Source organism: Microbacterium sp. ARD31 (genome assembly GCF_031844425.1).
Genome location: NZ_JAUZVE010000036.1, coordinates 1 through 24661 on the forward strand (window position 1 = coordinate 1; position 24661 = coordinate 24661).

Genomic DNA, 24661 nt, shown 5'->3' on the forward strand with positions numbered 1-24661 from the left:
TCTGTTCTTGATGGTGGGTCAGCGCCGTCGTCTGCTCGGCTACCTCCAGGACATCGACATCGCGCGCTACCGCTCGCTGATCGAGCGTCTCGGGCTTCGCCGCTAAGGCATCGCGCCAGCGTTCAATCGCACTTCTTCCGAAGGCCGTCCCACGGTGTGGGGCGGCCTTCGTCGTACGTTTCGTCAGCCGTTCTGACGCGGGTCCGGGTGGGAGACCACACGCGGCGTCTCCCGGGGGCGCCGGGATCCCGTGGGGTCTTCGCGGCGCCCCTCGCGCGAGGCCAGGGTGGGATCGCGGAACAGCCAGCCCGGCCGCGGCTCGATGAGGGGGCGCAGGACCCGACGCACCGGCTTGGTGGCCAGGCCCAGGGCGATGCCGACCGACAGCACGATGACGATCGGAAGCCAGATCCAGGTCGGATCCAGTCCGCGGAGCACCCCCGACTCGCGGAACGGGTAGAGCACGAACGAATGGAGCAGGTAGACGTACATCGTGTACTGGCCGAAGTGCGTCCACCAGTGTCCGTCACGGGGGATGAGGGCGAAGAACGCGACGCTCAGGAGGAGCGCGATGGCCATCAGGGCGAGCCGCACACCCCCGGCCCACCACTGCGTGCCGCCGATCGCCGCGTAGCTCTCGTCGTAGAAGAGCCAGTCGCGCAGGCTCATCTCGCGCCAGAAGTCCACGAAGTACCATGCGGCCCAGCCGGCGACGGCGAAGATCGCCAGCGACGCCAGCGGCAGCCACCATGCGCGTCGCCGCAGCAGGTCGAAGCGGTCGACGATCCGGCGCTCGTTGAGCCACCATCCGAGGGCGAAGAACGGCAGCAGGCCGAGGGTCCGCGAGAGGGAGAAGGTGGAGTCGATGTTGGGCAGGTAGCCCGCGCCGATCGAGATGACGAGGGTCCACGCGAGCGGCCAGCGCAGCAGCGCCAGATAGGGCAGGACCAGTCGGAAGATGCCCAGCGCGAGCAGGAACCACAGTGTCCAGGACGGCCGTGTGAGATTGGGATCGGCCTGGCCCTCGACGACCAGCTTGGTCAGGAACCACAGCCCCTCGAAGATCACGTAGGGCACGAGGATGTCGGTGACGACGCGGGCCATCTGCCGACGGCTCGGCGGGTCGGACTTCGAGAAGTACCCCGAGATCAGGGCGAACGCGGGCATGTGGAAGGCGTACACGAGCAGATAAAGCCCGAGGGCGACGTCGCTGTCGTAGGTGAGTCGCTGGATGGCGTGCCCCAGGACGACCAGGACGATGCAGGCGAACCGCGCGTTGTCCCAGAACGGCAGGCGCTTCTTCGGCCGTGCGGTGCGGATGCCTCCGGTCGGCGGCGAAGCGGGCGAGGGAGTCGTCGAGGGCTCTTTCATGGGCATCGCCACACTAGCGTCCAGATGTCGGGAATAGTGTGGGCGCGCAGGCGTTCCACCAGATACATTCATTTGCATGGATCTGAGATTCGGAAGCGGAGAGCGATCGTGAACGACACCACCACCTGGCCCGGGATGCAGTTCGGCATCTTCACGGTGAGCGACATCACCCAGGACCCCACCACGGGCCGCACGCTCAGCGAGGCTGAGAAGATCCGCGACACGATCACGATCGCCCGTCACGCCGAAGACGTCGGCCTCGACGTCTTCGCGCTGGGAGAGCATCACAATCCGCCGTTCTGGTCGTCCTCACCCACGACGACCCTGGCGTACATCGCCGCCCAGACCGAGAGACTCGTCCTCTCGACGGCCACGACCCTCATCACCACGAACGACCCGGTGAAGATCGCCGAGGACTTCGCCATGCTCCAGCACGTCTCGGGCGGTCGCGTCGACCTGATGCTCGGCCGGGGGAACACCGGGCCGGTGTACCCCTGGTTCGGCAAGGACGTCCGACAGGGACTGCCGCTGGCGATCGAGAACTACAACCTGCTCCACCGGCTGTGGCGCGAGGACGTCGTCGACTGGGAGGGCCAGTTCCGCACGCCCCTGCAGGGCTTCACCTCGACGCCGAGGCCGCTCGACGGCGTGGCTCCGTTCGTGTGGCACGGATCGATCCGCACACCCGAGATCGCCGAGCAGGCCGCGTACTACGGCGACGGATTCTTCGCCAACAACATCTTCTGGCCGAAGGAGCACTACCAGCGCCTCATCACCCTGTACCGGCAGCGGTACGCGCACTACGGGCACGGCTCCCCGGAGCAGGCGATCGTGGGGCTGGGCGGTCAGGTGTTCATGCGCGCCGACTCCCAGCAGGCGGTGCGGGAGTTCCGCCCGTACTTCGACAACGCCCCCGTCTACGGCCACGGCCCGAGTCTCGAGGACTTCAGCGAGATGACCCCGCTCACCGTGGGCTCGCCGCAGCAGGTGATCGACCGCTACGCGGGCATGCGCGAGCACTACGGCGACTACCAGCGGCAGCTGTTCCTCATCGACCATGCGGGTCTTCCCCTGAAGACCGTCCTCGAGCAGCTGGACATCCTCGGTGGCGAGGTCGTCCCCGCGCTCCGTCGCGAGCTCGCCCAGGGCCGCCCGGCCGAGGTGCCGGATGCTCCGACCCACGCGGGCCTCGTGCGCGCCGCCTACGGTGACGATGTGCCACGGCAGGCGGTCCCCGGCGCCAACCGGGGCGACAACCTCACCGCGGGGTCGCCGTACCAGGACGCCCGACCCGCTGCCGGCGCCGCCTTCGGCGTCAGCGCGCAGACCACGACGGGAGCGGGACGATGACCGCCCGCCGGATCGCCGTCGTCTCGGCGGGACTGTCGAATCCCTCCTCGACGCGGATGCTCGCCGATCGCATGGCCGCGGCCACCGTGGCGGCCCTCGCGGAGAGCGGCGAAGAGCAGGTGGACGTCGATGTTTTCGAGCTGCGCGACCTCGCCCACGACATCACGAACAATCTGCTCACCGGATTCGCGCCGCCGGCGCTGGAGTCGATGATCAACGCGGTCGTGTCGGCCGACGCGGTCATCGCGGTCACCCCGATCTTCTCGACGAGCTACTCCGGTCTGTTCAAGTCGTTCATCGACGTGCTCGACCCGGACGCGCTCACGGGCACGCCGGTGCTGATCGGCGCCAATGCGGGGACGGCGAGGCATTCGCTGGCGATCGACTACGCGATCCGTCCGCTGTTCACCTATCTCCACGCCGAACCGGTGTCGACGGGGGTCTTCGCGGCCTCGAGCGACTGGGGCGGCTCCGCCGACCAGGTCTCACCGCTGGCGGAGCGCATCGAGCGGGGGGCGCGAGAGCTCGCTGCGGCGGTCACCCGGCGCGCTCCGGCTCTCATCGAGGACCCGTTCGATCCGGCGACCTATCTGGGCGAGGGGCGCTCCTTCGGACATCTGCTGGGAGGCCTCGCCGGCGAGTGAATGCCCCGAGTGAACGCCCCGAGTGAACGCCGAGGCGTGATCGCCGCAGAGCGAGAGCGCCCGGCAGTCCTCAGCCCAAGATGATCTCCTCGGCCGCCGTCAGGCTCCGCCAGTCCCCGTCCGGCGCGCGCGCGCCGGGCGGGGTGAGCACGTCGGCGTCGATGAGCGGTCCGAGGTCGACGGCCGCCGCCTCGGCGATGTCCGCCAGCGGCGCCTGGAAGGTGCGGAAGGCCCCCACGCCGTCGACCCCGAGGATCCCCTGCCGGATGTCCAGCAGGTCGGTCTGATCCAGCACGAAGCCGGTGGCCGCCAGTCCTGCGTCGGAGGACCAGGCCGCGATCTTGAGGAAGCGGCGGGGAATGCGGATGCCGCGATACGGCGGATCGTCTGCCGCGAGGATCGGCGCGGTGAACACCGACAACCGCGCGTCCCGCGATTCGGCGTGCGCGAGGATGTGGTCCTCCAGTCCCAGCCAGAGGTCCTTCGACTGGTTGAAGACCGCCGCCTGCGGCGCCGCGTTGGTGTAGAAGAACGTCGCCTCGGTCGCGCGGCGCGCCTGCGCCTCGTCGCCCCACCCGGGGTCGCGGCGACGCACCAGATGTCCGCGGTCGAGGTCGTTGCGCGCGTACAGGTCGGGGCCGGCCTGGTCCTCGTCGGCGACGCGGGGATCCAGTCGCCACGTGCCGGTGCGGGGGATGTCCTGCAAGGCCTCGCCGTCGATGTTGACCCCGGTCATGCGCGCCAGGCGGCGCTCGGGGTCCAGCAGGACCGAGAAACGGGGGTAGGTCAGGTCCACCACGGTGGCCAGGGGATCGACCGGGCGCGGCAAGGGCACCTCGGGCCCGAGGAACCCGCTCTGATAGCCGTCGTCCGCGAAAGCATCCGTCACGGGAGCCATCCTTTCGTGTCGGTCAGGTGCGCGGTCGGGTGACGCGCGCGAGGACGAGATCGAGCACGATACCCAGACCGATGGCGGCGACGATCGATACCGCCACGGCCACCAGCGGCCCGCCGGGGACGAATCGGGCGACCGCGGCGCCGACCAGGCCCTGGTACAGCGCCCAGACGATGGCCGCGAGGGCGGCGATGCCCAGGTGACGAGGGGCGGACATGCGCGTGGCGCCCGCGCGTGTGAACGGCGACGAAACGGCACCCGAAGGGTGTCGCGGCGCGGTGCATCGGATGAACTCTCGGCGAAAGGCGGTCCGCCGGGTCCCGCGGGCTCGGCCGACGCTCCACGCTGGAATCGTGAGAGTCGCGATCCTGGCAGAGTCCTTCCTCCCTCACATGAACGGCGTGACGGGGTCCGTGCTGCAGATCCTGCGCCATCTGGCCGCAGCCGGTCACGAGACGCTCGTCATCGCGCCCCGCGCCGGAGAGGTGGACGCCGATCTCCACGGCGCGCGTACCGCGCTGCTGCGGTCGGTCCCACTCCCCACCTACCCGCAGGTGCGCGTCGTCTTCGCGCGCGCAGCCCACCTCGGCGGCATCCTGCGCGCCTTCGCGCCGGACGTCGTCCACCTCGCCTCGCCCTTCGTTCTGGGCTGGCAGGGCGCCGTGGCGGCGGACGCCCTGCGCATCCCGGTCGTCGCGGTGTACCAGACCGATGTCGTCGCGTACGCGCAGAAGTACGGGATGCCGCACGCGACAGCGCTGGTGTCGTCCCACGTCGCGAGGCTTCACCGGCGGGCCACGCTCACACTCGCCCCGAGCGGCGCGTCGCTCCGGCAGCTCGGAGACCTCGGCGTGGATCGCCTGCGGCTGTGGGGCAGGGGAGTGGACGCCGACCGCTTCGCCCCGCACCGGAGGAGCACGGCATGGCGACGGCGCATCGCCGCCGATGACGTCGTGGTCATCGGCTACGTCGGGCGTCTGGCGCCCGAGAAGCAGGTCGCCGACCTCGCGGCGCTCCGCGGGATCCCCGGCGCTCGCCTGGTGGTGGTGGGCGACGGGCCGTCGCGGGCGGAGCTCGAGCAGCAGCTGCCGGACGCCGTGTTCACCGGTCATCTCGCCGGAGGGGAGCTCGCGCGCGCGCTGGCGAGCTTCGACGTGTTCGTTCACCCCGGAGAGAGCGAGACCTTCGGTCAGACGATCCAGGAGGCGCTCGCCAGCGGCGTGCCCGTCGTGGCGACGGGCGTCGGCGGCCCGGTGGACCTCGTCCGATCCAGCATCGACGGCTGGCTGTATCGGCCGGGCGATCTCGACGACCTCCGGGCGCGGGTGGTCGACCTCGTGGGCGACCCCGCCAAGCGCCTCGCGTTCGGGCTCGCCGCGCGCGCGGCCGTCGTCGAACGGTCGTGGGAGCGCACGGTCGACGCGCTGCTGGGCCATTACCGGCACGCGATCGCCCTGCGCGCCATCGACGACGGACTGCGCTCGCGCAGCGACCGACGCCCCGACCCGGGAGGGCGTGCCGTCGAGCCCGCGGCGGACTGGACGCGCTACGTCGCCCTCGGAGACTCGCTCACCGAGGGCCTGTGCGACACCTCGCGCATGATCGACGGTCAGCACCGCGGGTGGGCCGACCGTCTGGCGCAGCTGCTCGCCCACGCCCAGGACGGCCCCTTCCGCTATGCGAACCTCGCCGTCCGCAGTCGTCGCATGCAGGACCTCGTGCACACCCAGGTCCCGGCGGCGCTGCGTCTGGCGCCGGACCTCGTGTCCATCCTCATCGGCGCCAACGATCTGCTGACCCCCCGCCCGGATCCCGCCGCGCTCGCCGCGGACGTCGAGGTCGCCGTCCGTCAGCTGCATGAGGGCGGATGCGACGTGCTGCTCGTGACCGTCTTCCTGCCCGACCGGCCCGCAGCCCGCGTGTTCGCGCCGAGGTTCGCCGCGTTCAATGCCCACCTCCGTCGCGTCGCCGAGCGCACCGGAGCGCGTCTGCTCGATCTCGACGCGCATCCCGAGATCGCCGACCCGGCCCTGTGGGCAGACGACCGTGTGCACCTGCGGCCAGCCGGACACCGTTTCGTGGCCTACCGTGCCGCAGACACCCTGGGCGTTCCCGACGCGGCGGCGCTGGCACGGCTGGACGCCGCCCTCCATTCCGAAGAGGACGCTCCGTCCGATCCGCGCAGCTGGCTCGTGCGGGACGTGCTGCCGTGGCTGTGGCGACGGGTGCGAGGGCGCACCGCGGGTGACGGGCTCACCGCCAAGCATGCCGACTACATCGTCATCGGAGACGACGGGGTCCGATCCGACGTGGCGGCAGGATGATCCGCTCCGGGACTCATCCGTTCCACCGGTACTCGACCTCGGGACGACCGGGGGTGCCGTACCGGGGACTGCGCACGACGAGCCCTGTGTCCGCGAGGTGCTCGAGGTAGCGTCGAGTCGACACGCGTGACATCCCCACACCCTCCGCGGCCTCACGGGCTGAGAGCGGACCACGGGTGCGGATGTGCTGCTCGATCGCGCCGAGAGTGTCGACCGACAGGCCTTTCGGAAGCGATGGCGGAGCGGGGGCGGGGCGCTGCGCGCCGAGCAGTTCGTCGATCTCGGACTGCGTCGGCACGGTCGCCGCAGCCTGTGTGCGCGCCCGGACCTCGCGATAGCGCTCCAGGCGCTCGCGGAAGGTCGCGAACGAAAACGGCTTGACCAGGTACTGGGCCACGCCGAGGCTCGCCATCCGGCGCACGGTGTCGGCGTCGCGGACGCCGGTGACGGCGATCACGTCGACATCCGAGCCGCGGGCGCGGATGTGGCGGAGCACGTCGACTCCGGTGCCGTCGGGCATCGTGATGTCCAGCAGCACCAGGTCGATCTGCGACCGACGGTTGTCGTCCAGCACCGCTGCGACAGCCGCGCGCGCGTGCCCGCACTCGCCGACCACCCGGAAGCCGTCGACCCGCTCGACGTAGCGGCGGTGCAGTTCGAGGGTGAGTGCCTCGTCGTCGACCAGCAGGACGCCGATCACGCGGACCTCCGCGAGGGGAGCGTCACCCGGAAGGTGGTGGGGCGACCGTCGTCGAGCGTCAGCTGCCCACCGGCGCCGTGCACGAGGGAACGGACCAGTCCGAGTCCCACTCCGCGTCCCGCGGGACCCGCGGGCTTGGTCGAGAAACCCGCCTCGAAGATGCGCGGGACCAGGTGCGGCGGCACCCCCGCGCCGCTGTCGGCAACGGCGATCGCCAGGCGGCCGTCGTCATCGCGTGCGAGCGTCACGGCCACCCAGCGCGGCGGGGCCGCCGCCGCGGCGGCGTCCAGCGCGTTGTCGATGAGGTTGCCCAGGAGCGCGACCTGGTCGATGGGCGCGAGCGTGGACTGCGGCGCGTCGGCCGCGATCTCGGCCTCCCATCGGATGCCGCGCTCGGCCGCCTGGGAGGCCTTGCCCAGCAGCAGTGCGCCGAGTGTGGGGTCGCCGTCCTCGCGGGCGGTGACCTGGTCCACGAGATCCTGGCTCTGCTGCGAGGCGGCGGTGAGCAGCTCCACGGCCTCGTCGGTGCGTCCCAGCTCGATGAGGGCGACGGCGGTGTGCATGCGATTGCCGTGCTCGTGCGTCTGGGCGCGAAGCGCCTCGCCGAGGGTGCGCATCGACTCGTAGGAGGAGAGGGTGTCGCGGATGCTGCCGGCCGGGAGGTCACCGGCCACGCGCCGGGTCGACAGCCGAGCCAGCGCCGCACCGATGAGGCCGGCCGCCAGGACGGCCGCGGCTATGGCGAAGGCGTAGGGGAGTCGCGGAACGATGCCGCCCGCGATGCTGTCCACCGTCACTCCCACCGACACCCATCCGACCAGGATGTCGCCGTCCTCTATCGGGGTGATCGTCCGCACGGACGGTCCGAGCGTGCCGGTGAACTCCTCGGTCATGGTGGCCGGGGAGACCGGCACGGTGCCCAGATACGTCCCGCCGATCTGAGCGGGATCGCGATGCGTGACGCGCACGCCCGCCGGCGTCAGGATGCTCACGAAGTCGACGGGAGCCCGCGCCATGACCTGCTCGGCGACCGGCTGCAGCAGCGCCGTCGCGTCGTCGGAGTCGACAGCTGCGGCAACGGTCGGGTCGGCGGCCAGAGCCACCGCTGCCGCGCGGGTCACGGTCTCGGCCTCCGCCCGCTCGGCGCGCTGGGCGTCCAGCACGAGCAGGACCGCCAGCAGCACCGTCACCAGGAGTGCAGCCAGAGCCACGGCGACGAACACGCGCGCCGCGGCGCTTCGTCCCTCCCGAGCGGTCACCGCTTCTCCTGACCGGGATGGCCCGGCATCCCTCTGCGAACAATACGACCACAAATCGCGCGGCGGAGGACACGGGCACACGCTGTGTTCAGGCCGGCGACGGCCACAGCATCCGAACAACGACCGTTCACCCCTGGAGGCGATGATGGCTCTTTCGACCCGCACCACGACGTTCCGGCTCCCCGCGTGGAGTCCGCGCGGAAGGCGCCGATCCTGGGATCGGCACACGTGGCTCTACGTCTCGGTCATCGTCGCCGTCGTACTCGGCGCGATCGTCGGCCTTGCCGCCCCCGAGATCGGCGTCGCCCTCGAGCCCGTCGGCAAGGGGTTCGTCGCCCTCATCAAGATGATGATCGCGCCGATCATCTTCTGCACGATCGTGGTCGGCGTCGGCTCCATCGCCAAGGCGGCGACCGTCGGCCGCATCGGCGGTCTGGCCCTGCTGTACTTCATGGTCATGACCACGTTCGCCCTGGCGATCGGACTGGTGGTCGGCAACCTCATCCACCCGGGCGAGGGTCTCAACATGACCTCCTCGACCTACGAGACGACGGGTGAGGCGAAGACGACGCAGGAGTTCATCCTCGGCATCATCCCCACCACGATCTTCTCGGCGTTCACCGGCGAGAGCGTGCTGCAGGTGCTGTTCGTCGCGCTGCTCGTGGGCTTCGCGCTGCAGCAGATGGGCCCGAAGGGCGAGCCGATCATGACCGCGGTCAAGCACCTGCAGTCTCTGGTCTTCCGCATCCTGGGAATGATCCTGTGGCTGGCGCCTCTCGGCGCGTTCGGGGCCATCGCGGCGGTCGTCGGCAAGACCGGCGTCGCGGCGATCGTGAGCCTCGGCATCCTCATGATCGCGTTCTACATCACCTGCGCGGTCTTCATCTTCGCGGTGCTGGGAACGCTCCTGTACACGGTGACGCGCATCAACATCCTCACGCTCATGAAGTACCTCGGTCGCGAGTACCTCCTGATCGTGGGCACGTCGTCCTCGGAGTCCGCGCTGCCGCGTCTCATCGCCAAGATGGAGCACCTGGGCGTTGCGAAGCCCGTGGTGGGCATCACCGTCCCCACCGGCTACTCCTTCAACCTCGACGGAACCGCGATCTACCTCACCATGGCGTCGCTGTTCATCGCCGCCGGCATGGGGATGCCGATGTCGATCGGGGAGCAGATCGGTCTGCTGCTGTTCATGGTGATCGCCTCGAAGGGTGCTGCGGGGGTCACCGGAGCGGGACTGGCCACACTCGCCGGCGGTCTGCAGGCATACCGGCCCGATCTCGTCGACGGCGTCGGGGTCATCGTCGGCATCGACCGCTTCATGTCCGAGGGCCGCGCGGTGACGAACTTCACCGGCAACGCGGTGGCGACGGTGCTGATCGGCACCTGGACGCGCGAGTTCGACCGCGACCGCGCACGACGGGTCCTGGCGGGTGAGGTGCCGTTCGACGAGGCCGCCCTCACCGGTGACGCGCACGAGACGGCCTCCGTCCCTGCGCCCGCTGCCGCAGACCCGCAGCGCGGCGACGCGGTACTCAGCCGCTGAGGGTGAGCGAGCGGGGCGCCCGGATCACCGGTCGCCCCGCTCGTCGTCGGCTCAGCCGCTCTTGCGTCGGAACTCCCGCTTGGTCACCGCGCCGTGGGTGCCGTGGACGGCGGAATCCCCGTCCAGGTGCGCCTCGCCATCGCGGTGCTGCGCGTTCTTCTTCTCGAGCGCTTCCTTGAACTTGCGCTTCATCTCATCGGATGCCGCGCCGGACGGCTTCTCGTCGGTGCTCATGCGCCCACCCTAGGCGCACCGGCGGCGTGAACGGTAGGCACTGATAGGATCGTGAAGGTTGCCCCTGCGGCATCCGCTCAACTACATATGAGCTCACGGAGCAGGCCGGCAGGAAGCTGGTCCCCTGTGGTGGGTTCCCGATCGTCGATCGGTGATCTTCTACTGGTGGCCAGCGCTGACGAATCCACGCGGCGCAGCCGCGCGTCGAGATCTGCCTGTTCCTGCTCCTTCGCATGAACTCGCCCGCCATACGGGCGTGCGAGTCAAAACAAAGAAGGAGAGACCTCTTGGAAGGTCCTGAAATCACCGCCGCTGAAGCCGTTCTCGACAACGGCCGCTTCGGCACCCGCACTGTCCGCTTCGAGACCGGACGACTCGCGCAGCAGGCGCAGGGCGCGGTCGCCGCGTACCTCGACGAAGAGACGATGCTCCTGTCGGCCACCAGCGCCGGCAAGCACCCCCGCGAGGGCTTCGACTTCTTCCCGCTCACGGTCGATGTCGAAGAGCGCTCGTACGCTGCCGGCAAGATCCCCGGCTCGTTCTTCCGCCGCGAGGGTCGCCCCTCGACCGAGGCGATCCTGGTGTGCCGTCTGATCGACCGTCCGCTGCGCCCGTCGTTCGTCGACGGCCTCCGCAACGAGGTCCAGATCGTCGTCACCATCCTCTCGATCGCTCCGGGCGAGTTCTACGACGCCCTCGCGATCAACGCCGCGTCGCTGTCGACCCAGATCTCGGGTCTGCCGTTCTCGGGCCCGATCGCCGGTGTGCGCCTCGCGCTCATCCCCGGCCACGGCGACACCCCCGACCAGTGGATCGCGTTCCCCACCGTCACCCAGCTCGAAGAGGCCGTCTTCGACCTCATCGTCGCCGGTCGCGTCGTCACCGACGCCGACGGGAACGAGGACGTCGCGATCATGATGGTCGAGGCCGAAGCCACCGAGGGTTCCTGGAACCTCATCAAGGGCGGCGCCACCAAGCCGAACGAGCAGGTCGTCGCCGAGGGTCTCGAAGCGTCGAAGCCGTTCATCAAGCAGCTCGTGGCTGCGCAGAACGAGGTCGCCAAGACCGCCTCCAAAGAGGTCAAGCAGTTCCCGGTCTTCCTGCCCTACAGCCAGGAGACGTACGACTTCGTGGCGCACCGCGCCTACGACAAGCTCGTCCCGATCTACCAGATCGCCGACAAGCAGGAACGTCAGAACGCCGACGACGAGCTGAAGGACGCCGTCAAGGCCGAGCTCATCACCGCCGTCGAGGCGGGGGAGCTGCCCCCGGCGGCGCCGCTGGAGTTCTCGGCTGCGTACAAGTCGGTGACCAAGACCATCGTGCGCGGTCGCATCCTCGCCGAGGGCGTCCGCATGGACGGCCGCGGCCTGGCCGACATCCGCCCGCTCGACGCCGAGGTGCAGGTCATCCCGCGCGTTCACGGCTCGGCGATCTTCCAGCGCGGAGAGACCCAGATCCTGGGTGTCACCACGCTGAACATGCTCAAGATGGAGCAGCAGATCGATTCGCTGTCGCCGGTCACGAGCAAGCGCTACATGCACCACTACAACTTCCCGCCGTACTCGACCGGTGAGACCGGTCGCGTGGGAAGCCCCAAGCGCCGCGAGATCGGTCACGGCTTCCTGGCCGAGCGGGCCCTCGTGCCCGTGCTGCCCAGCCGCGAGGAGTTCCCCTACGCGATCCGCCAGGTCTCCGAGGCCCTCGGCTCCAACGGCTCGACGTCGATGGGCTCGGTCTGCGCCTCGACTCTGTCGCTGCTGAACGCCGGTGTGCCGCTGCGCGCGCCGGTCGCCGGCATCGCGATGGGCCTGGTCTCGGACGAGGTCGACGGCCAGACGCGCTACGCCGCGCTGACCGACATCCTCGGTGCCGAAGACGCCCTGGGCGACATGGACTTCAAGGTCGCCGGAACCAGCGAGTTCGTCACCGCGATCCAGCTCGACACGAAGCTCGACGGCATCCCGTCGTCGGTGCTGACCGCCGCTCTGCAGCAGGCCCGCGACGCCCGCCTGACGATCCTGGGCGTTCTGAACGCCGCGATCGACGGGCCGGATGAGATGGCCCCGACCGCGCCTCGCGTGATCAGCGTTCAGATCCCGGTCGACAAGATCGGCGAGCTGATCGGCCCCAAGGGCAAGACGATCAACGCGATCCAGGATGAGACCGGCGCGCAGATCTCCATCGAGGAGGACGGCACCGTCTACATCGGCGCCACCGACGGGCCGGCGGCCGAGGCCGCGCGCGCTCAGGTGAACGCCATCGCCAACCCCACCAACCCGGAGGTCGGCGAGCAGTTCCTGGGTACGGTCGTGAAGATCGCGACCTTCGGTGCGTTCATCTCGCTCCTGCCCGGCAAGGACGGTCTGCTGCATGTCAGTGAGGTCCGCAAGCTCGCCGGTGGCAAGCGCGTCGAGAACGTCGAGGACGTCCTGAACGTCGGCCAGAAGATCCTCGTGAAGATCACGAAGATCGACGACCGCGGCAAGCTGTCACTCGAGCCCGTCGTGGAGGAGGCAGCCGACCAGCAGGGTTCTGCTGCCGCCAACCCCGGCCCCGAGGCTCCGGCCGAAGGCTGATCCCACCTCACGCGGATGCCCGTCCCTCCATCCCGGAGCGGCGGGCATCCGTCGTCTCGGTGCGTCGTGATGAAAGCGTTACACGGATTTCACCGACAGGTCAGCTCAATGGCCGGATGCCGTCGCCCGGTGCCTTAACCTCGGAGTACGTGCCGGGGGGCACGTGTACGGGTCACCGAGAATCGGGTGGCTTACGGGGGGTGGAGAATGGGACCCATCGGCATCGAGACCGGAAATCCCTCGGCGAGCGCGCGTCGGATCGCGCCCGATCCGTACCTCCACCCGTCCGCCCCGATCCCCGTTCAGGGCCCCGGTATCGGCAACGCCGTGCGCGTTCCGCTCGGTGAGAGCGGCGCCACGATCTTCCCCCTCATCCTGGGCGGCGCCGAGTTCGGCTGGAACGTCGACCTCGAGTCGAGCCACCAGATCCTCGACACCTACGCCGAGCTGGGCGGCAACGTCGTGCACACCGCCGATCGGTACTCGGGGGGTCGCAGCGAGCACATCATCGGGCAGTGGCTGCACTCGCGTGGACTCCGGGACGACGTAGTTCTCGCCGACCGCATCGGCGGACACCCCGACAACCCCGGCCTCGGCTCCGTCAACCTCGTCCGGGCGGTGGAAGCGGCGCTCACACGACTGCGCACCGACCGCATCGACGTCCTCTACCTCGACGCCGTCGCCGATTCCACCGCGGTGCTCGAGGACACCCTCGCCACGGCGGAATGGCTCGTCGAGGCGGGTAAGGTCAGGGCGATCGGCGCGGTCGGCTACACCGCCGCGCAGTTGGTCGAGGCGCGGATCTACGCGTCCGCCGGGTTCCCGCGCATCACCGTCCTCGACGTCCCGTTCAACGTCCTCCGACGCCATGAGTTCGACGCCGACCTCCGTCTCGTCGCCGGTGCCCAGGGCATCGCCGTCACGCCCTCCCACGCGCTCGAGCACGGCTTCCTCTCTGGCCGGCACCGCTCGCGCGAGAAGGGGAGCCTGTCGTACCGCGGTGCGCAGCTGGCGGCGAACCTGAACCGACGGGGGAGTCGCACCCTGCGTGCGCTCGATGCCGTCGGCACTCAGCTCGGCGTGCCCGACGCGGCCGTCGCGGTGGCGTGGCTCCTCGCGCAGAAGCTCGTGACGGCACCGATCGTCAACGCCTACGCGCCCGAGCATGTCGAAGAGCTCGTGAAGGGCGTCGGTGTGCGACTGAGCCGATCCCAGCTCTCGGACATCGCGCGGGCGGCGGAGTAGTTGTCCACACCGGATCCGGCCTGTCGGCGGGGTCGTTTAGGGTGGAAGAGGCGTCCTCGCGCCGCCCGATATGACGATGACCGACGCCGAAGCGACTGACGACGAAGCGAGCCCTGTTCCGTGACGCACTACATCTACCTCGTGCGGCATGGAGAGCACCAGGATGCCGAGCACGGCGTCGACGACGGTCCCTTGTCGCCGCGGGGTCGCCGCCAGGCGTCGCTCCTGGCGGACCGTCTGGGCGGCGTGCCGTTCGACAGTGTGTGGCACTCGCCGCTCGAGCGCGCGAGCCAGACGGCGGCCGCCGTCGCCGAGCGCATGCCGTCACTCGCACCCAAGCCGACCGCGCTGCTGTTCGACTGCGTCCCGACGGGGATGACACCCGAGACACCGGCGGCGTTCGAGCCTTTCTTCGGCTCGGTCACCGAGGCCGAGGTCGAGGCGGGTCGCGCGCAGATGGCCGACGCCGTGAGCGAGTTCCTCGTCCGCCGCGCGGGCGAGGTCCACGAGCTGCTCATCACACACAACTTCGTCATCGCGTGGTTCGTGCGGGAAGTGCTCCAGGCTCAGGAGTGGCGCTGGATGACCCTCAACCAGGCCCACTGCGGCCTGACCGTCATCTCACAGAAGCCGGGTCGGCCGTGGACCCTGCTCTCGCACAACGACATGGCGCACCTGCCCGTCGAGCTGCGGACGGGGCTCCCCGAGGTCTATCCGGTCTGAGTTCCGGCCACCACCTTGCCGTACCAGCGGGTCGCGTTGGGGTTGTCGTTGTAGCGCTCGATCCCGGTGAAGCCGGTCGCCGCATACAGCGCGGCGGCCGCCTCGAGCGAGTGATGCGTGTCGAGGACGAGTTCCCGGGCACCGAGGTCGCGGGCGCGGCTCTCGAGATCCGCCATCAGCAGGCGACCCCATCCGCGGCCGCGTGTTTCGGGCCGGAGGAACAGGTGCTTGATCTCGTACCGGCGCCCGTGCGGGCCGTCGGCGATGAGCCGGATGCCGCCGCAGCCCACGGCGTCGCCGGAATCGTCCCGGACCACCACGAACACCCCGCGCGGCGGTGTGAACGCCTCGGCGTCCGGGAACACGGGGGTGTAGGTGATCCCCTGGTGGGCGAAGCCGATCTCGCGCGACTGGAAGTACTCCGTCAGGAGCCCTCGCGCGGTGGATTCGTCGACGGGGGAGGCGTGCAGGCTGACCACCGTCCCAGGCTATGCCGCCGCGAGGCCGCGCCGGTGCGCCCGCCTAGGATGGAGGCCATGACAACGCGCGTGGCGATCGTGGGGGGAACCGGCAAGCTCGGCTCCATCATCCGAGAGGTCGTCGAGGCCCAGCCCGGGTTCGACATCGTCGCGACGCTCACGTCCGCGTCGCCGTTGAGCGACATCGCCGGCGCAGATCTGGTCGTGGACGCCTCGGTGCCCGCCGTGTCGATCGACGTGGTGCGCACCGCCGTCGAGCACGGCATCAACATCCTGGTCGGGACCTCCGGGTGGTCCGCCGAGCGCATCGCCCTCGTGCGGCCGCTCGTGGAGGCAGCGGGCACAGGCGCGGTGTTCATCCCCAACTTCTCTCTGGGCTCCGTGCTCGGCTCGGCCCTCGCCGCCGCCGCGGCGCCGTACTTCCCGTCGATCGAGATCGTCGAGGCGCATCGCGAGACCAAGGTGGATTCGCCGAGCGGCACCGCCGTGCGCACGGCAGAGCTCATCGCCGCCGCCCGCACCGACGTCGGCCCCGTCGCGTCTCCGCACGTCGATCAGCGCGCGCGGGGCCAGCAGGTCGCGAGCGTACCCATCCACTCCCTCCGGCGCCCCGGGGTGATCGCCCGGCAGGAGACGATCCTGTCCGGCCCGGGCGAGACGCTGAGCCTCGTCCATGACACCGCCGAGCCCGCCCTCGCCTACGCCCCCGGCATCCGTCTCGCCCTCGCGGCGGCGCGCGACGCGAAGGGGGTCGTCATCGGGCTCGACAGCCTCATCGACATCGGGCTCGGCCCTTCCCGCCGCGCCGAGGACGATGCGGTCAGCGAGCGGGGCGGCGCCGGGCAGGTCGCCCGAAGCACCGGAGCATGAGCGCGCGCATCGGCGTCGCCGTCATGGCGGTCCTGCTGGCGCTGTACATCGCGCTGGTCGGGCAGCGCGCGTGGCTCCTGCTGTTCTCGGGTGACGCGGCGGCGATCGCGATGGGCGTGGCGCTGATCGTCCTCCCGCTCATCGGGGCCTGGGCGCTCGGTCGCGAGCTCTGGTTCGGTGTGCGCGCACAGCAGCTGGGGCGCAGGCTCGAGTCGGAGGGACTTCTGCCCTCAGACGCCATCACCCTGCGGCCGAGCGGGCGGGTCGTCCGGGATGAGGCGACCGCGCTCTTCCCCGCGTACCGCGCCGACGTCGAAGCCAACCGCGAGGATTGGGCCGCGTGGTACCGACTCGGTCTCGCCTACGACGCTGCGGGTGACCGCCGCCGTGCGCGTGAGGCGGTCCGCCGGGCGATCCGACTCGAATCTGGCCGCCGCGGCTGACACGCGTGCTCAGCGGGCCGGAACGGCTGCCGCGACGGCGTCCTCGACCCGTGCGTGGGTGAAGGTGAAGCCCGATCGGTCGAGGACGGCGGGGACGACGTCGGCGTCCGACGTGAGGATCGCTTCGGTGGCGTCGCGGCCGAGAACCGTCCGCAGACCCCATTCCGGGGCACGCAGCAGATAGGGCCGGTTCATCCGGCGCGCGAGCGCGAAGCCCAGATCGTTCGCCGTGGCCCGCTCAGGTCCGGCGAGGTTGACCGGCCCGTCGAGATCGTTCGTCAGGATGTGCCGGATCGCCCGCACCTCGTCCTCGAGGGAGATCCACGGCCAGGCCTGCGTTCCGCGCCCGATGGGGCCGCTCACACCGAGTCGCGTGAGCACGAGCAGCGGCTTGAGGACGCCGTCCGCGTGGACGATGGGTGCGGTACGCAGCAGGGCGACCCGCGCGTCATCGCCGGCGCCACGGGCGGCCGCCTCCCACTCGCCGCAGAGGTCGGCGAGGAACGTCTCGCCCCGCGGGGCGTCTTCGGTCAGTCGCACGCCGGGCGCGGAGCCGTAGTAGCCGACGGCGGAGGCCGACACGAACGCGGGTGCGTCCGGTCCGAGTTCCCGCACCGCGCGGGCCAGCGCGCGCGTGGGCGTGATCCGCGACCACAGCAGCGTGTTCTTGTACGACGCCGTCCACGGGAAGCGACCTATGCTGGCGCCGTTCAGCCCGATGACCGCGTCGGCTCCGTCCAGCACGCCGGGGTCCAGCGCCTCGCCGTCGGTGAGCCATTCGACCTCGTGCGGCGCCTCGGGCCTGCGGCGCACGAGCTCGGTGACCTCGACCCCGTCGGCCCGGAGCGCATCGCCGAGGGCGCGCCCGATGAGACCGGACGCGCCCGCGATGACGACCCGGCGCGGGTCGGACGAGCCGTCAGGCAAGTGTGGCCTCGAGGGTGATCTCGACGCCCGCCAGCGCCTGGGACACGGGGCATCCGGTCTTGGCCTCCTGGGCGAGTCGTTCGAAGTCCTCGGGATCCAGGCCCGGAACGACCGCGTTGACGTTCAGGTGGCTCCCGGTGATGCCGGTGCCGGGCTTGAAGGTGACCGACACGTCCGTCTCGATCGATTCCGGCGGGGTGCCGTTCTCGGCCAGCGCGTGCGAGAGCGCCATGCTGAAGCACGCGGAGTGGGCGGCGGCGATCAGCTCTTCGGGCGTCGTGACCGAACCCGACCCCTCACTGCGGGCCTTCCAGTTGACGGCGAACGTGCCGAGCCCCGACGAGACGAAGCTGACTTCGCCGGATCCATCGGTCAGGCCGCCCTTCCAGGCGGTGGTGGCTTCGCTCGTGACGGTCATCTGAACCTCCGTTTCGGCGCCCGCGTTCCGGGCTCTCGCGGTCAGCCTAGCTAGCCGGGCACGGCCGGTGGCCGACTTGACAGAGGGACGCCGATGAGGATGCTGTCACTCAGGCCGCGGCGGGACGCTCCCGGCCGACCAGACCCGCGCGTTGCAGGACGAGGTACAGCTGGCAGCCGAGGCACAGTCCGAAGACGGCGTTGAGGAAGGCCGCGGCGAACGCCATCGCGGCGGCGATCGGGAGCGCCCACGGAACCCCGGCGAGGTGCAGGAGGAGTCCGATGCCGGTCACGAGAAGGCCTACACCCTGCGCGAAGCGCGGCGGCCGGGGGTCCTCGAGCTCCCGGGGTGCACGGAGGCGGGGCTGGACGAGCGTGCGGTACAGCACCGCCCAGGGTGCCGTGCGAGGCGAGACGACGCCCCAGGCGAACAGGAGCGCGATCGCGAGCAGGAGGAGGAACGCCGGATCGAGCGCCCGCTGCGACAGCGAGGCGGCCTGAATGGCCCACGCGGCGCCCGGTGTGAAGGACTCGTCGGCGAGCGGCTGATAGGCGAACCACCCGAAGTCCCGGGCCGTGGACAAGCCGATCAGGCCGAGGAAGACGTCGATGAGCAGCAGCACCGCGGTGATGGCCGCGACGAAGCGCGGACCGCGGGGATCGATGCCGCGCGGGCGTGCGGGGGTCGGGTCAGGCATGGGCGGGGGATCCGGTCAGTCGGGTGAGCTCCAGCTCGAGCACATCGCGCGTGGGGACGCCGCCGAACCGGGTCTGCACGACGCCGTGTCGATCGAGCATGAGGGTCGTGGGCGTCTGCAGCACATGGAAGTGGCGGGCGATGTCCGGTCGGTGGGTCACATCGATGTCGAGGTGGCGCACGCCCTCACGGCCGTCGGCGACGGTGGAGAGCAGACGGTGCACTCCAGGGCACTTGGCGCACATCTCGGTGCTGAACTGCAGCAGGGTGGCGGATTCGCCGAGCGCATCGGCGCCGAGCCGGTGGGGCTCGACCACTTCGTGCGCGATGTGACGCTGCGGACGACCCTGGCGCCACCTCAGCAGCACGCCGGCAGCCACCGTGACCCCCAGAAGGGCGGCCAGGCCGATGAAAGCGCTCAACAGGTCCACGACACACCAGCCTAAATGCTTTCGGCCGCATCGATCCCCTGTGTCCGCGCATGACGGATTCGGCCGCGGGTATCGTGTGAGCGTGACGACGACGACGGCGATCCCGACTCCCTATGAGGACCTTCTCCGCGACGTGCTCGCGCACGGCATCCGGAAGGGGGACCGCACCGGCACCGGCACCACGAGCGCCTTCGGGCGCCAGATCCGCTTCGACCTCTCCCAGGGGTTCCCGCTCATCACCACCAAGCGCGTGCACTTCAAGTCGATCGCCTATGAGCTCCTGTGGTTCCTGCGCGGGGATTCGAACGTGGGCTGGCTGAAGGAGCACGGCGTCACGATCTGGGACGAGTGGGCGGACGCCGAGGGCGAACTGGGCCCGGTCTACGGTGTGCAGTGGCGATCCTGGCCGACGCCGGATGGCGGTCAGATCGATCAGATCTCGCAGGTGGTCGATCAGATCCGCACGAACCCCGACTCGCGCCGGCTGATCGTGTCGGCATGGAATCCAGCTGACATCCCGCAGATGGCCCTCGCACCTTGCCACGCGCTGTTCCAGTTCTACGTCGCCGACGGTCGCCTGTCGTGCCAGCTCTACCAGCGCAGCGCCGACCTGTTCCTGGGCGTGCCGTTCAACATCGCCTCCTACGCCCTGCTGACCCTGATGGTCGCCCAGCAGACCGGGCTCGAGCCCGGTGAGTTCGTGTGGACCGGAGGCGACTGCCATATCTACGACAACCACCGCGACCAGGTGGAGGAGCAGCTCTCGCGCGAGCCCTACTCCTACCCGACCCTGCGTTTCGCCCGCACACCGGCGTCGCTGTTCGACTACACGTACGAGGACTTCGTCGTCGAGGGCTACCAGCACCACCCGGCGATCCGCGGGGCCGTCGCGGTATGACGCCCCGAGTCGGACTGGTCTGGGCGCAGGCGCGAGGCGGCGTGATCGGCGCCGACGGCGGGATGCCGTGGCATGTCCCCGAGGACCTCGCGCACTTCAAGGCGCTCACGCTCGGGTGCCCGGTCATCATGGGCCGGCGGACGTGGGAGTCCTTCCCCGAGCGCTTCCGGCCGCTTCCGGGTCGCCGCAACATCGTCGTCACCCGTCAGGACTCGTGGGCTGCGGACGGCGCGGAGCGGGCGGACTCGCTCGGTTCGGCGCTCGCCGCGGCGAGCGAGGGGTCACCTGAGCAGATCTGGGTGATCGGCGGAGGCCAGCTCTACCGCGAGGCCATCGCCGGCGCCGATCGGCTCGAGGTGACCGAGATCGACCTCGAGGTCGCCGGGGACACGACGGCGCCGCCCACAGACGGCTGGCGGGTCGTCGCCGCAGAACCGGGGGAGGGGTGGGCGACCTCGCGCACCGGCATCCGCTATCGCTTCTCGACCCTCGGGCGCGGCACCCCCGATCGGGAGAGCTGATCGGATGCCGCGCACCGCGCTGATCACCGGGGCCAGTTCCGGGCTGGGCGCCGAGTTCGCCCGGCAGCTCGCCGCGCAGGGCGCCGATCTGGTGCTGGTGGCGCGCGACGAGGCCGCCCTGCACGAGCTGGGCGGGCGCCTGACGGCTGAGCACGGCATCCGTCACGAGGTCATCGTCGCCGACCTCGCCGATCCGGCGCAGACCGCCCGCGTCGCGCAGCGCCTCCGAAACGCAGAGCGTCCGGTGGGGATCCTCGTGAACAACGCCGGGTTCGGCCTGCCGCTGGACTTCGCCGGCAACGACATCGACGACGAGGTCCGTCATCTGACCGTGCACGTCGAGGCGACCCTGCGGCTCATGCACGCCGCGCTCGACGCCATGCTGGCCCGTGGGAACGGCCGCATCGTCAATGTGGCATCGGTGGCGGCGTTCCTGCCGCGGGGCACGTACGGCGCCGCCAAGCGCTGGGTGCTCGACGTCAGCCGATGGGCGAACGTGGCCTACCGTGACCGCGGCGTCACCGTGACCGCGGTGTGTCCGGGCTTCACCCACACCGACTTCCACGCCCGCATGGGCCTCGCGGCGGGGCGCGAGGGCGTACCCGGTCCGCTGTGGCTGGATGCCCCGTTCGTGGTGTCGAGCGCGCTGCGCGACGTCGCGCGCGGCCGGGCGGTGTCGGTGCCGTCCGTGCGCTACCGCCTGCTGACGAGCCTCGCCGGGCTCCTTCCCGACCGCATCCTGGTGGCCGCGGGCGGCACCGGCCGCTGAGCGGCCCCGAGCAGCAGCCGTTCGGCGGGGCGCGCACGCGGCAGATACCCTGAGTGCATGACGCACACCGGCAATCCCTTCGGTCAGGTGCTCGTCGCGCTCGTCACCCCGATGACGGCCGACGGCGAGGTCGACTGGCCCGCCGTCGAGAAGCACATCGACGACGTCATCACCGCGGGGGCCGACGGCATCGTCGTCACCGGCACCACCGGCGAGACCTCGACGCTCACCGACGCCGAGAAGATCCGTCTCGTCGAGGTCGGAAAGGACGTCGCGTCGGGGCGCGCCGCGATCATCACCGGCGGCGGGTCGAACGAGACCGCGCACGCGATCGAGCTCTACAAGGCGAGCGAGAAGGCCGGCGCGGACGGCATCATGATCGTCACGCCGTACTACAACAAGCCCACGCAGGCGGGGATCCTCACCCACTTCCGGCTCGTCGCCGACGCCACCGACCTGCCGGTGATCCTCTACGACATCCCCGGCCGTACGGGCGTGCCCATCAAGTACGAGACCATCCTGCGCCTGGCCAAGCACCCGAACATCCTGGCGGTCAAGGATGCCAAAGGCGACTTCAGCGAGGTCAGCCGCGTGCTGAACCAGACCGATCTCATGTACTTCTCGGGCGACGACGCCAACGTCCTGCCGCACCTGTCGATCGGCGCGACGGGCCTCATCGGCGTCACGGCGAACATCGCCGCGCAGCCGTACCGCGTCATCGTGGATGCCGTCAACCGGGGCGACCTGTCGGCGGCGACCGCCGCGCACAAGCAGCTCGAGCCGCTCGTGCGCGCGGTGATGACGCACGTGCCGGGCACCGTCTCGGCCAAGTACATCCTCCACGGCCTCGGCCGGATCGGGAGCCCGCGCGTGCGCCTGCCCCTGGTCGGCCCCGAGGAGTGGGAGGCCGCCATGATCGAGGACGAGCTCGCCGCCGTGACCGGCGTGCCCGGCGTCGATTTCTCCAACTTCCGCCCGGATCGCAACGCCGCCGCCGGTGGCGCGCTGCCGAAGGTCTCGGGCACGACCAGATGACCCTCGCCCCGGAGGCCGACCGGCCACGGGGCGGAAAGCGAACGGATGCCGCGGCATCCTGAGGAGGCCGACATGCCCACCACCCCCTACGACCCTCCCGCCCTCGCGGCCGGCACGCTGCGTGTCACACCGCTGGGCGGCCTCGGCGAGGTCGGCCGGAACATGACCGTGTTCGAGTTCGACGGCAAGCTGCTCGTGGTGGACTGCGGCGTGCTCTTCCCCGAGGAGCACCAGCCCGGTGTCGACCTGATCCTGCCGGACTTCGAGCCCATCAAGGGACGCCTCGACGACATCGTCGCCGTCGTGCTCACCCACGGCCATGAAGACCACATCGGCGCCGTGCCGTACCTGCTGAAGCTGAAGAAGGACATCCCTCTCGTCGGATCGGGCCTGACGCTGGCCCTCGTCGAGGCGAAGCTCAAAGAGCATCGCATCAAGCCGTTCACCCTCACCGTCGCCGAAGGGCAGACCGAGCGCCTCGGTCCCTTCGACCTCGAGTTCGTCGCGGTCAACCACTCCATTCCCGACGCGCTGGCGGTGGCGATCCGCACGCCCGCCGGCATGGTGCTCGCCACCGGCGACTTCAAGATGGATCAGCTCCCGCTGGACGGCCGGCTCACCGACCTGCGCGCGTTCGCGCGACTGGGTGAAGAGGGAGTCGACCTCTTCATGGTCGACTCCACGAATGCCGACGTGCCCGGGTTCACTCCGCTGGAGCGCGAGATCGGGCCCGTCCTCGACCAGGTCATCGGCAAGGCGCCGCGGCGGGTCATCGTCGCGAGCTTCTCGAGCCATGTCCACCGTGTGCAGCAGGTGCTGGACGCCGCCGCCGCCCACGGACGCCGCGTCGCGCTGCTCGGGCGCAGCATGCTCCGCAACATGACGATCGCCGAGGACCTCGGGTACCTGAAGGTCCCGCAGGGCGTGCTGATCGACTACAAGAAGGCGCGCGACCTGCCCGAGGACCGGATCGTCTACATGTCGACGGGCTCCCAGGGCGAGCCGATGGCCGTCCTCAGCCGGATGGCGAACCTCGACCACGAGATCGAGCCGGGCGAGGGCGACACGGTGATCCTCGCCTCGAGCCTCATCCCCGGCAATGAGAACGCCGTGTACCGAGTGATCGACGGTCTGACCAAGCTCGGCGCGAACGTCGTGCACAAGGGCAACGCCAAGGTGCACGTGTCGGGCCACGCCGCCGCCGGCGAGCTGCTCTACTGCTACAACATCCTTAAGCCCCGCAACGTGCTTCCGATCCACGGCGAGTACCGTCACCTGATGGCCAACGCACGGCTGGCGCAGGACAGCGGCATCCCGTCCGAACGCACGATCCTCGGCGAGAACGGCACGGTCGTGGACCTGCGCGACGGAGACGCCACGGTCGTCGGTCAGCTGGACCTCGGCTTCGTCTACGTCGACGGCTCGACGGTGGGCGAGATCACCGACGCCGACCTCAAGGACCGCCGCATCCTGGGCGAAGAGGGGTTCATCTCGGTCATCGTGGTCGTCGATGCCGCCACCGGCCGCATCATCACCGGGCCCGAGATCCACGCCCGCGGGTTCGCCGAGCAGGACGCGGTCTTCGAGGACGTCAAGCCCAAGATCGCCGCAGCTCTCGCCGAGGCGGCGCAGTCGGGTGTCCGCGATCAGCATGCGCTGTCGCAGGTGGTGCGGCGCACGATCGGCCGGTGGGTCAACCAGCGGCTGCGTCGGCGCCCCATGATCGTGCCGCTGGTCATCGAGGCCTGACCCGGTCCCGGCGGCGGCGCGGCCGTACAATCGCGACATGCCCGCCTCGTTCCGCCTCCGACCTGCCACCCAGGCCGACGGCGCGTTCCTGGGCGACATGGTCGTAGAGGCTGCGAACTGGCGGTCGGGCGGCGAGCGGCCCAAGCACCAGGTGCTCGCCGACCCCGATCACGGTCGCTACATCTCCGGATGGATGCGGCCGGGAGACGCCGGCTTCGTCGCCCAGGCCGCCAGTGGCGAGGCCATCGGCGCCGCGTGGTACCGCATGTTCCCGCGATCCGATCCCGGATTCGGCTACGTCGGAACGGGCGTACCCGAGCTGATCATCGGCGTCCGGCCGATGTGGCGCGCCCACGGCGTCGGACGCGAGCTGCTGCAGCGTCTCTGCGAGCACGCGAACGCGCACGGGTACGGGCGGATCAGCCTCAGCGTCGAGCGAGGCAACTTCGCCGCGACGCTCTATCGCAGCGAGGGCTTCGCCGTGACGCAGGCAGGCGTGGGGCGCAGCACGATGGTCAAGCGTCTGGGCTGAGGGCACCCGCCGGGTCGGCGCTC

At 70.3% G+C, this 24661-nt stretch carries 27 protein-coding genes; 16 read left to right on the top strand and 11 right to left on the bottom strand.

Going from position 1 to position 24661, the window contains the following annotated elements; genetic code table 11:
* A partial coding sequence (locus Q9S36_RS39105; RefSeq protein ID WP_311290225.1) for a 30S ribosomal protein S15 occupies positions 1 to 106 on the top strand: 106 nt, incomplete at its 5' end.
* A gap of 77 nt (positions 107 to 183) precedes the next feature.
* On the opposite strand, the gene Q9S36_RS39110 is transcribed toward Q9S36_RS39105, so the two are convergent.
* A complete protein-coding gene (locus Q9S36_RS39110) occupies positions 184 to 1371 on the bottom strand; it encodes an acyltransferase family protein (RefSeq protein ID WP_311290167.1) in 1188 nt (395 codons plus the stop codon).
* A 135-nt stretch (positions 1372 to 1506) separates the two neighbouring features.
* Between Q9S36_RS39110 and Q9S36_RS39115 the strand changes: the two genes are divergently transcribed.
* Complete coding sequence (locus tag Q9S36_RS39115; RefSeq protein WP_251451400.1) at positions 1507 to 2721, top strand: LLM class flavin-dependent oxidoreductase; 1215 nt, start codon at positions 1507 to 1509, stop codon at positions 2719 to 2721.
* Positions 2718 to 3365 (top strand): FMN reductase, encoded by a 648-nt coding sequence (locus Q9S36_RS39120; protein WP_311290168.1) that lies wholly within the window; start codon positions 2718 to 2720, stop codon positions 3363 to 3365. Before Q9S36_RS39115 ends, Q9S36_RS39120 begins: the two co-directional genes overlap by 4 nt.
* Positions 3366 to 3435: 70 nt before the next feature.
* On the opposite strand, the gene Q9S36_RS39125 is transcribed toward Q9S36_RS39120, so the two are convergent.
* The gene (locus tag Q9S36_RS39125; protein ID WP_311290169.1) at positions 3436 to 4254 is read right to left on the bottom strand and encodes a DNA/RNA non-specific endonuclease; all 819 of its coding nucleotides are present in this window, start codon (positions 4252 to 4254) and stop codon (positions 3436 to 3438) included.
* 22 nt (positions 4255 to 4276) lie between these two features.
* Positions 4277 to 4477: a hypothetical protein gene (locus tag Q9S36_RS39130; RefSeq protein WP_311290170.1), complete on the bottom strand. Its 201-nt coding sequence runs from the start codon at positions 4475 to 4477 to the stop codon at positions 4277 to 4279.
* Between the two features lie 136 nt (positions 4478 to 4613).
* Between Q9S36_RS39130 and Q9S36_RS39135 the strand changes: the two genes are divergently transcribed.
* Positions 4614 to 6584, top strand: a complete 1971-nt coding sequence (locus Q9S36_RS39135) for a GDSL-type esterase/lipase family protein (RefSeq protein WP_311290171.1) — start codon at positions 4614 to 4616, stop codon at positions 6582 to 6584.
* Between the two features lie 13 nt (positions 6585 to 6597).
* On the opposite strand, the gene Q9S36_RS39140 is transcribed toward Q9S36_RS39135, so the two are convergent.
* Both Q9S36_RS39140 and Q9S36_RS39145 read right to left on the bottom strand, forming a co-directional pair.
* Entirely contained in the window at positions 6598 to 7284 is a 687-nt protein-coding gene (locus Q9S36_RS39140) for a response regulator (protein ID WP_311290172.1), read from the bottom strand.
* The gene (locus Q9S36_RS39145; protein ID WP_311290173.1) at positions 7281 to 8543 is read right to left on the bottom strand and encodes an ATP-binding protein; all 1263 of its coding nucleotides are present in this window, start codon (positions 8541 to 8543) and stop codon (positions 7281 to 7283) included. The genes Q9S36_RS39140 and Q9S36_RS39145 overlap by 4 nt, the downstream gene beginning before the upstream one ends.
* Positions 8544 to 8688: 145 nt before the next feature.
* On the opposite strand from Q9S36_RS39145, the gene Q9S36_RS39150 reads away from it, so the two are divergent.
* The gene (locus tag Q9S36_RS39150; protein ID WP_311290174.1) at positions 8689 to 10089 is read left to right on the top strand and encodes a cation:dicarboxylate symporter family transporter; all 1401 of its coding nucleotides are present in this window, start codon (positions 8689 to 8691) and stop codon (positions 10087 to 10089) included.
* A gap of 51 nt (positions 10090 to 10140) precedes the next feature.
* Here Q9S36_RS39150 and Q9S36_RS39155 read toward each other — a convergent pair whose 3' ends face one another.
* Positions 10141 to 10323: a DUF5302 domain-containing protein gene (locus tag Q9S36_RS39155; RefSeq protein WP_251449217.1), complete on the bottom strand. Its 183-nt coding sequence runs from the start codon at positions 10321 to 10323 to the stop codon at positions 10141 to 10143.
* Between the two features lie 287 nt (positions 10324 to 10610).
* Between Q9S36_RS39155 and Q9S36_RS39160 the strand changes: the two genes are divergently transcribed.
* The 3 genes from Q9S36_RS39160 (at position 10611) to Q9S36_RS39170 (ending at position 14870) form a co-directional block, all read left to right on the top strand.
* Complete coding sequence (locus Q9S36_RS39160) at positions 10611 to 12902, top strand: polyribonucleotide nucleotidyltransferase (protein WP_251449219.1); 2292 nt, start codon at positions 10611 to 10613, stop codon at positions 12900 to 12902.
* Between the two features lie 207 nt (positions 12903 to 13109).
* Positions 13110 to 14147 (top strand): aldo/keto reductase, encoded by a 1038-nt coding sequence (locus tag Q9S36_RS39165; RefSeq protein ID WP_311290175.1) that lies wholly within the window; start codon positions 13110 to 13112, stop codon positions 14145 to 14147.
* A gap of 120 nt (positions 14148 to 14267) precedes the next feature.
* Positions 14268 to 14870 (top strand): histidine phosphatase family protein, encoded by a 603-nt coding sequence (locus Q9S36_RS39170; RefSeq protein WP_285814528.1) that lies wholly within the window; start codon positions 14268 to 14270, stop codon positions 14868 to 14870.
* Here the strand turns inward: Q9S36_RS39170 and Q9S36_RS39175 are convergent.
* Positions 14858 to 15349, bottom strand: coding sequence for a GNAT family N-acetyltransferase (locus tag Q9S36_RS39175; RefSeq protein ID WP_311290176.1), 492 nt, complete (start codon positions 15347 to 15349; stop codon positions 14858 to 14860). The genes Q9S36_RS39170 and Q9S36_RS39175 overlap by 13 nt on opposite strands.
* 57 nt (positions 15350 to 15406) lie before the next feature.
* Between Q9S36_RS39175 and dapB the strand changes: the two genes are divergently transcribed.
* On the top strand, positions 15407 to 16219 hold the full coding sequence (gene dapB / locus Q9S36_RS39180) for a 4-hydroxy-tetrahydrodipicolinate reductase (RefSeq protein ID WP_311290177.1): 813 nt from the start codon (positions 15407 to 15409) through the stop codon (positions 16217 to 16219).
* The gene (locus Q9S36_RS39185; protein ID WP_251449227.1) at positions 16216 to 16662 is read left to right on the top strand and encodes a hypothetical protein; all 447 of its coding nucleotides are present in this window, start codon (positions 16216 to 16218) and stop codon (positions 16660 to 16662) included. The genes dapB and Q9S36_RS39185 overlap by 4 nt, the downstream gene beginning before the upstream one ends.
* 9 nt (positions 16663 to 16671) lie before the next feature.
* Here the strand turns inward: Q9S36_RS39185 and Q9S36_RS39190 are convergent, their stop codons facing one another.
* From Q9S36_RS39190 to Q9S36_RS39205, 4 genes are all read right to left on the bottom strand, one after another.
* The gene (locus Q9S36_RS39190) at positions 16672 to 17589 is read right to left on the bottom strand and encodes a TIGR01777 family oxidoreductase (protein ID WP_311290178.1); all 918 of its coding nucleotides are present in this window, start codon (positions 17587 to 17589) and stop codon (positions 16672 to 16674) included.
* Positions 17582 to 18007, bottom strand: coding sequence for an OsmC family protein (locus Q9S36_RS39195; RefSeq protein WP_251449231.1), 426 nt, complete (start codon positions 18005 to 18007; stop codon positions 17582 to 17584). The genes Q9S36_RS39190 and Q9S36_RS39195 overlap by 8 nt, the downstream gene beginning before the upstream one ends.
* Before the next feature lie 109 nt (positions 18008 to 18116).
* Positions 18117 to 18704 carry a DUF4395 domain-containing protein gene (locus tag Q9S36_RS39200; protein WP_311290179.1) on the bottom strand — a complete coding sequence of 196 codons (588 nt, stop codon included), beginning with the start codon at positions 18702 to 18704 and terminating at the stop codon, positions 18117 to 18119.
* Complete coding sequence (locus Q9S36_RS39205; protein WP_311290180.1) at positions 18697 to 19134, bottom strand: thioredoxin family protein; 438 nt, start codon at positions 19132 to 19134, stop codon at positions 18697 to 18699. The genes Q9S36_RS39200 and Q9S36_RS39205 overlap by 8 nt, the downstream gene beginning before the upstream one ends.
* 82 nt (positions 19135 to 19216) lie before the next feature.
* Between Q9S36_RS39205 and Q9S36_RS39210 the strand changes: the two genes are divergently transcribed.
* From Q9S36_RS39210 to Q9S36_RS39235, 6 genes are all read left to right on the top strand, one after another.
* Positions 19217 to 20032, top strand: a complete 816-nt coding sequence (locus Q9S36_RS39210; protein ID WP_251449237.1) for a thymidylate synthase — start codon at positions 19217 to 19219, stop codon at positions 20030 to 20032.
* Entirely contained in the window at positions 20029 to 20553 is a 525-nt protein-coding gene (locus Q9S36_RS39215; protein WP_311290181.1) for a dihydrofolate reductase, read from the top strand. Before Q9S36_RS39210 ends, Q9S36_RS39215 begins: the two co-directional genes overlap by 4 nt.
* Before the next feature lie 4 nt (positions 20554 to 20557).
* Complete coding sequence (locus tag Q9S36_RS39220; RefSeq protein WP_311290182.1) at positions 20558 to 21322, top strand: SDR family NAD(P)-dependent oxidoreductase; 765 nt, start codon at positions 20558 to 20560, stop codon at positions 21320 to 21322.
* Positions 21323 to 21379: 57 nt separating this feature from the next.
* Positions 21380 to 22357 carry a 4-hydroxy-tetrahydrodipicolinate synthase gene (dapA, locus tag Q9S36_RS39225; RefSeq protein ID WP_251449243.1) on the top strand — a complete coding sequence of 326 codons (978 nt, stop codon included), beginning with the start codon at positions 21380 to 21382 and terminating at the stop codon, positions 22355 to 22357.
* 72 nt (positions 22358 to 22429) lie between these two features.
* A complete protein-coding gene (locus Q9S36_RS39230) occupies positions 22430 to 24106 on the top strand; it encodes a ribonuclease J (RefSeq protein ID WP_311290183.1) in 1677 nt (558 codons plus the stop codon).
* Between the two features lie 37 nt (positions 24107 to 24143).
* Positions 24144 to 24638 (top strand): GNAT family N-acetyltransferase, encoded by a 495-nt coding sequence (locus Q9S36_RS39235; RefSeq protein ID WP_311290184.1) that lies wholly within the window; start codon positions 24144 to 24146, stop codon positions 24636 to 24638.
* Positions 24639 to 24661: the final 23 nt, after the last annotated feature.

What these genes read in the sequence shown, in the direction of transcription:
- Q9S36_RS39110 (WP_311290167.1), bottom strand. Translation starts at nt 1,371, where the DNA reads ATGAAAGAGCCCTCGACGACTCCCTCGCCCGCTTCGCCGCCGACCGGA.
- Q9S36_RS39115 (WP_251451400.1), top strand. Translation starts at nt 1,507, where the DNA reads ATGCAGTTCGGCATCTTCACGGTGAGCGACATCACCCAGGACCCCACC.
- Q9S36_RS39120 (WP_311290168.1), top strand. Translation starts at nt 2,718, where the DNA reads ATGACCGCCCGCCGGATCGCCGTCGTCTCGGCGGGACTGTCGAATCCC.
- Q9S36_RS39130 (WP_311290170.1), bottom strand. Translation starts at nt 4,477, where the DNA reads ATGTCCGCCCCTCGTCACCTGGGCATCGCCGCCCTCGCGGCCATCGTC.
- Q9S36_RS39150 (WP_311290174.1), top strand. Translation starts at nt 8,689, where the DNA reads ATGGCTCTTTCGACCCGCACCACGACGTTCCGGCTCCCCGCGTGGAGT.
- Q9S36_RS39155 (WP_251449217.1), bottom strand. Translation starts at nt 10,323, where the DNA reads ATGAGCACCGACGAGAAGCCGTCCGGCGCGGCATCCGATGAGATGAAG.
- Q9S36_RS39165 (WP_311290175.1), top strand. Translation starts at nt 13,110, where the DNA reads ATGGGACCCATCGGCATCGAGACCGGAAATCCCTCGGCGAGCGCGCGT.
- dapB (WP_311290177.1), top strand. Translation starts at nt 15,407, where the DNA reads ATGACAACGCGCGTGGCGATCGTGGGGGGAACCGGCAAGCTCGGCTCC.
- Q9S36_RS39185 (WP_251449227.1), top strand. Translation starts at nt 16,216, where the DNA reads ATGAGCGCGCGCATCGGCGTCGCCGTCATGGCGGTCCTGCTGGCGCTG.
- Q9S36_RS39195 (WP_251449231.1), bottom strand. Translation starts at nt 18,007, where the DNA reads ATGACCGTCACGAGCGAAGCCACCACCGCCTGGAAGGGCGGCCTGACC.
- Q9S36_RS39200 (WP_311290179.1), bottom strand. Translation starts at nt 18,704, where the DNA reads ATGCCTGACCCGACCCCCGCACGCCCGCGCGGCATCGATCCCCGCGGT.
- Q9S36_RS39215 (WP_311290181.1), top strand. Translation starts at nt 20,029, where the DNA reads ATGACGCCCCGAGTCGGACTGGTCTGGGCGCAGGCGCGAGGCGGCGTG.
- Q9S36_RS39220 (WP_311290182.1), top strand. Translation starts at nt 20,558, where the DNA reads ATGCCGCGCACCGCGCTGATCACCGGGGCCAGTTCCGGGCTGGGCGCC.
- dapA (WP_251449243.1), top strand. Translation starts at nt 21,380, where the DNA reads ATGACGCACACCGGCAATCCCTTCGGTCAGGTGCTCGTCGCGCTCGTC.
- Q9S36_RS39230 (WP_311290183.1), top strand. Translation starts at nt 22,430, where the DNA reads ATGCCCACCACCCCCTACGACCCTCCCGCCCTCGCGGCCGGCACGCTG.
- Q9S36_RS39235 (WP_311290184.1), top strand. Translation starts at nt 24,144, where the DNA reads ATGCCCGCCTCGTTCCGCCTCCGACCTGCCACCCAGGCCGACGGCGCG.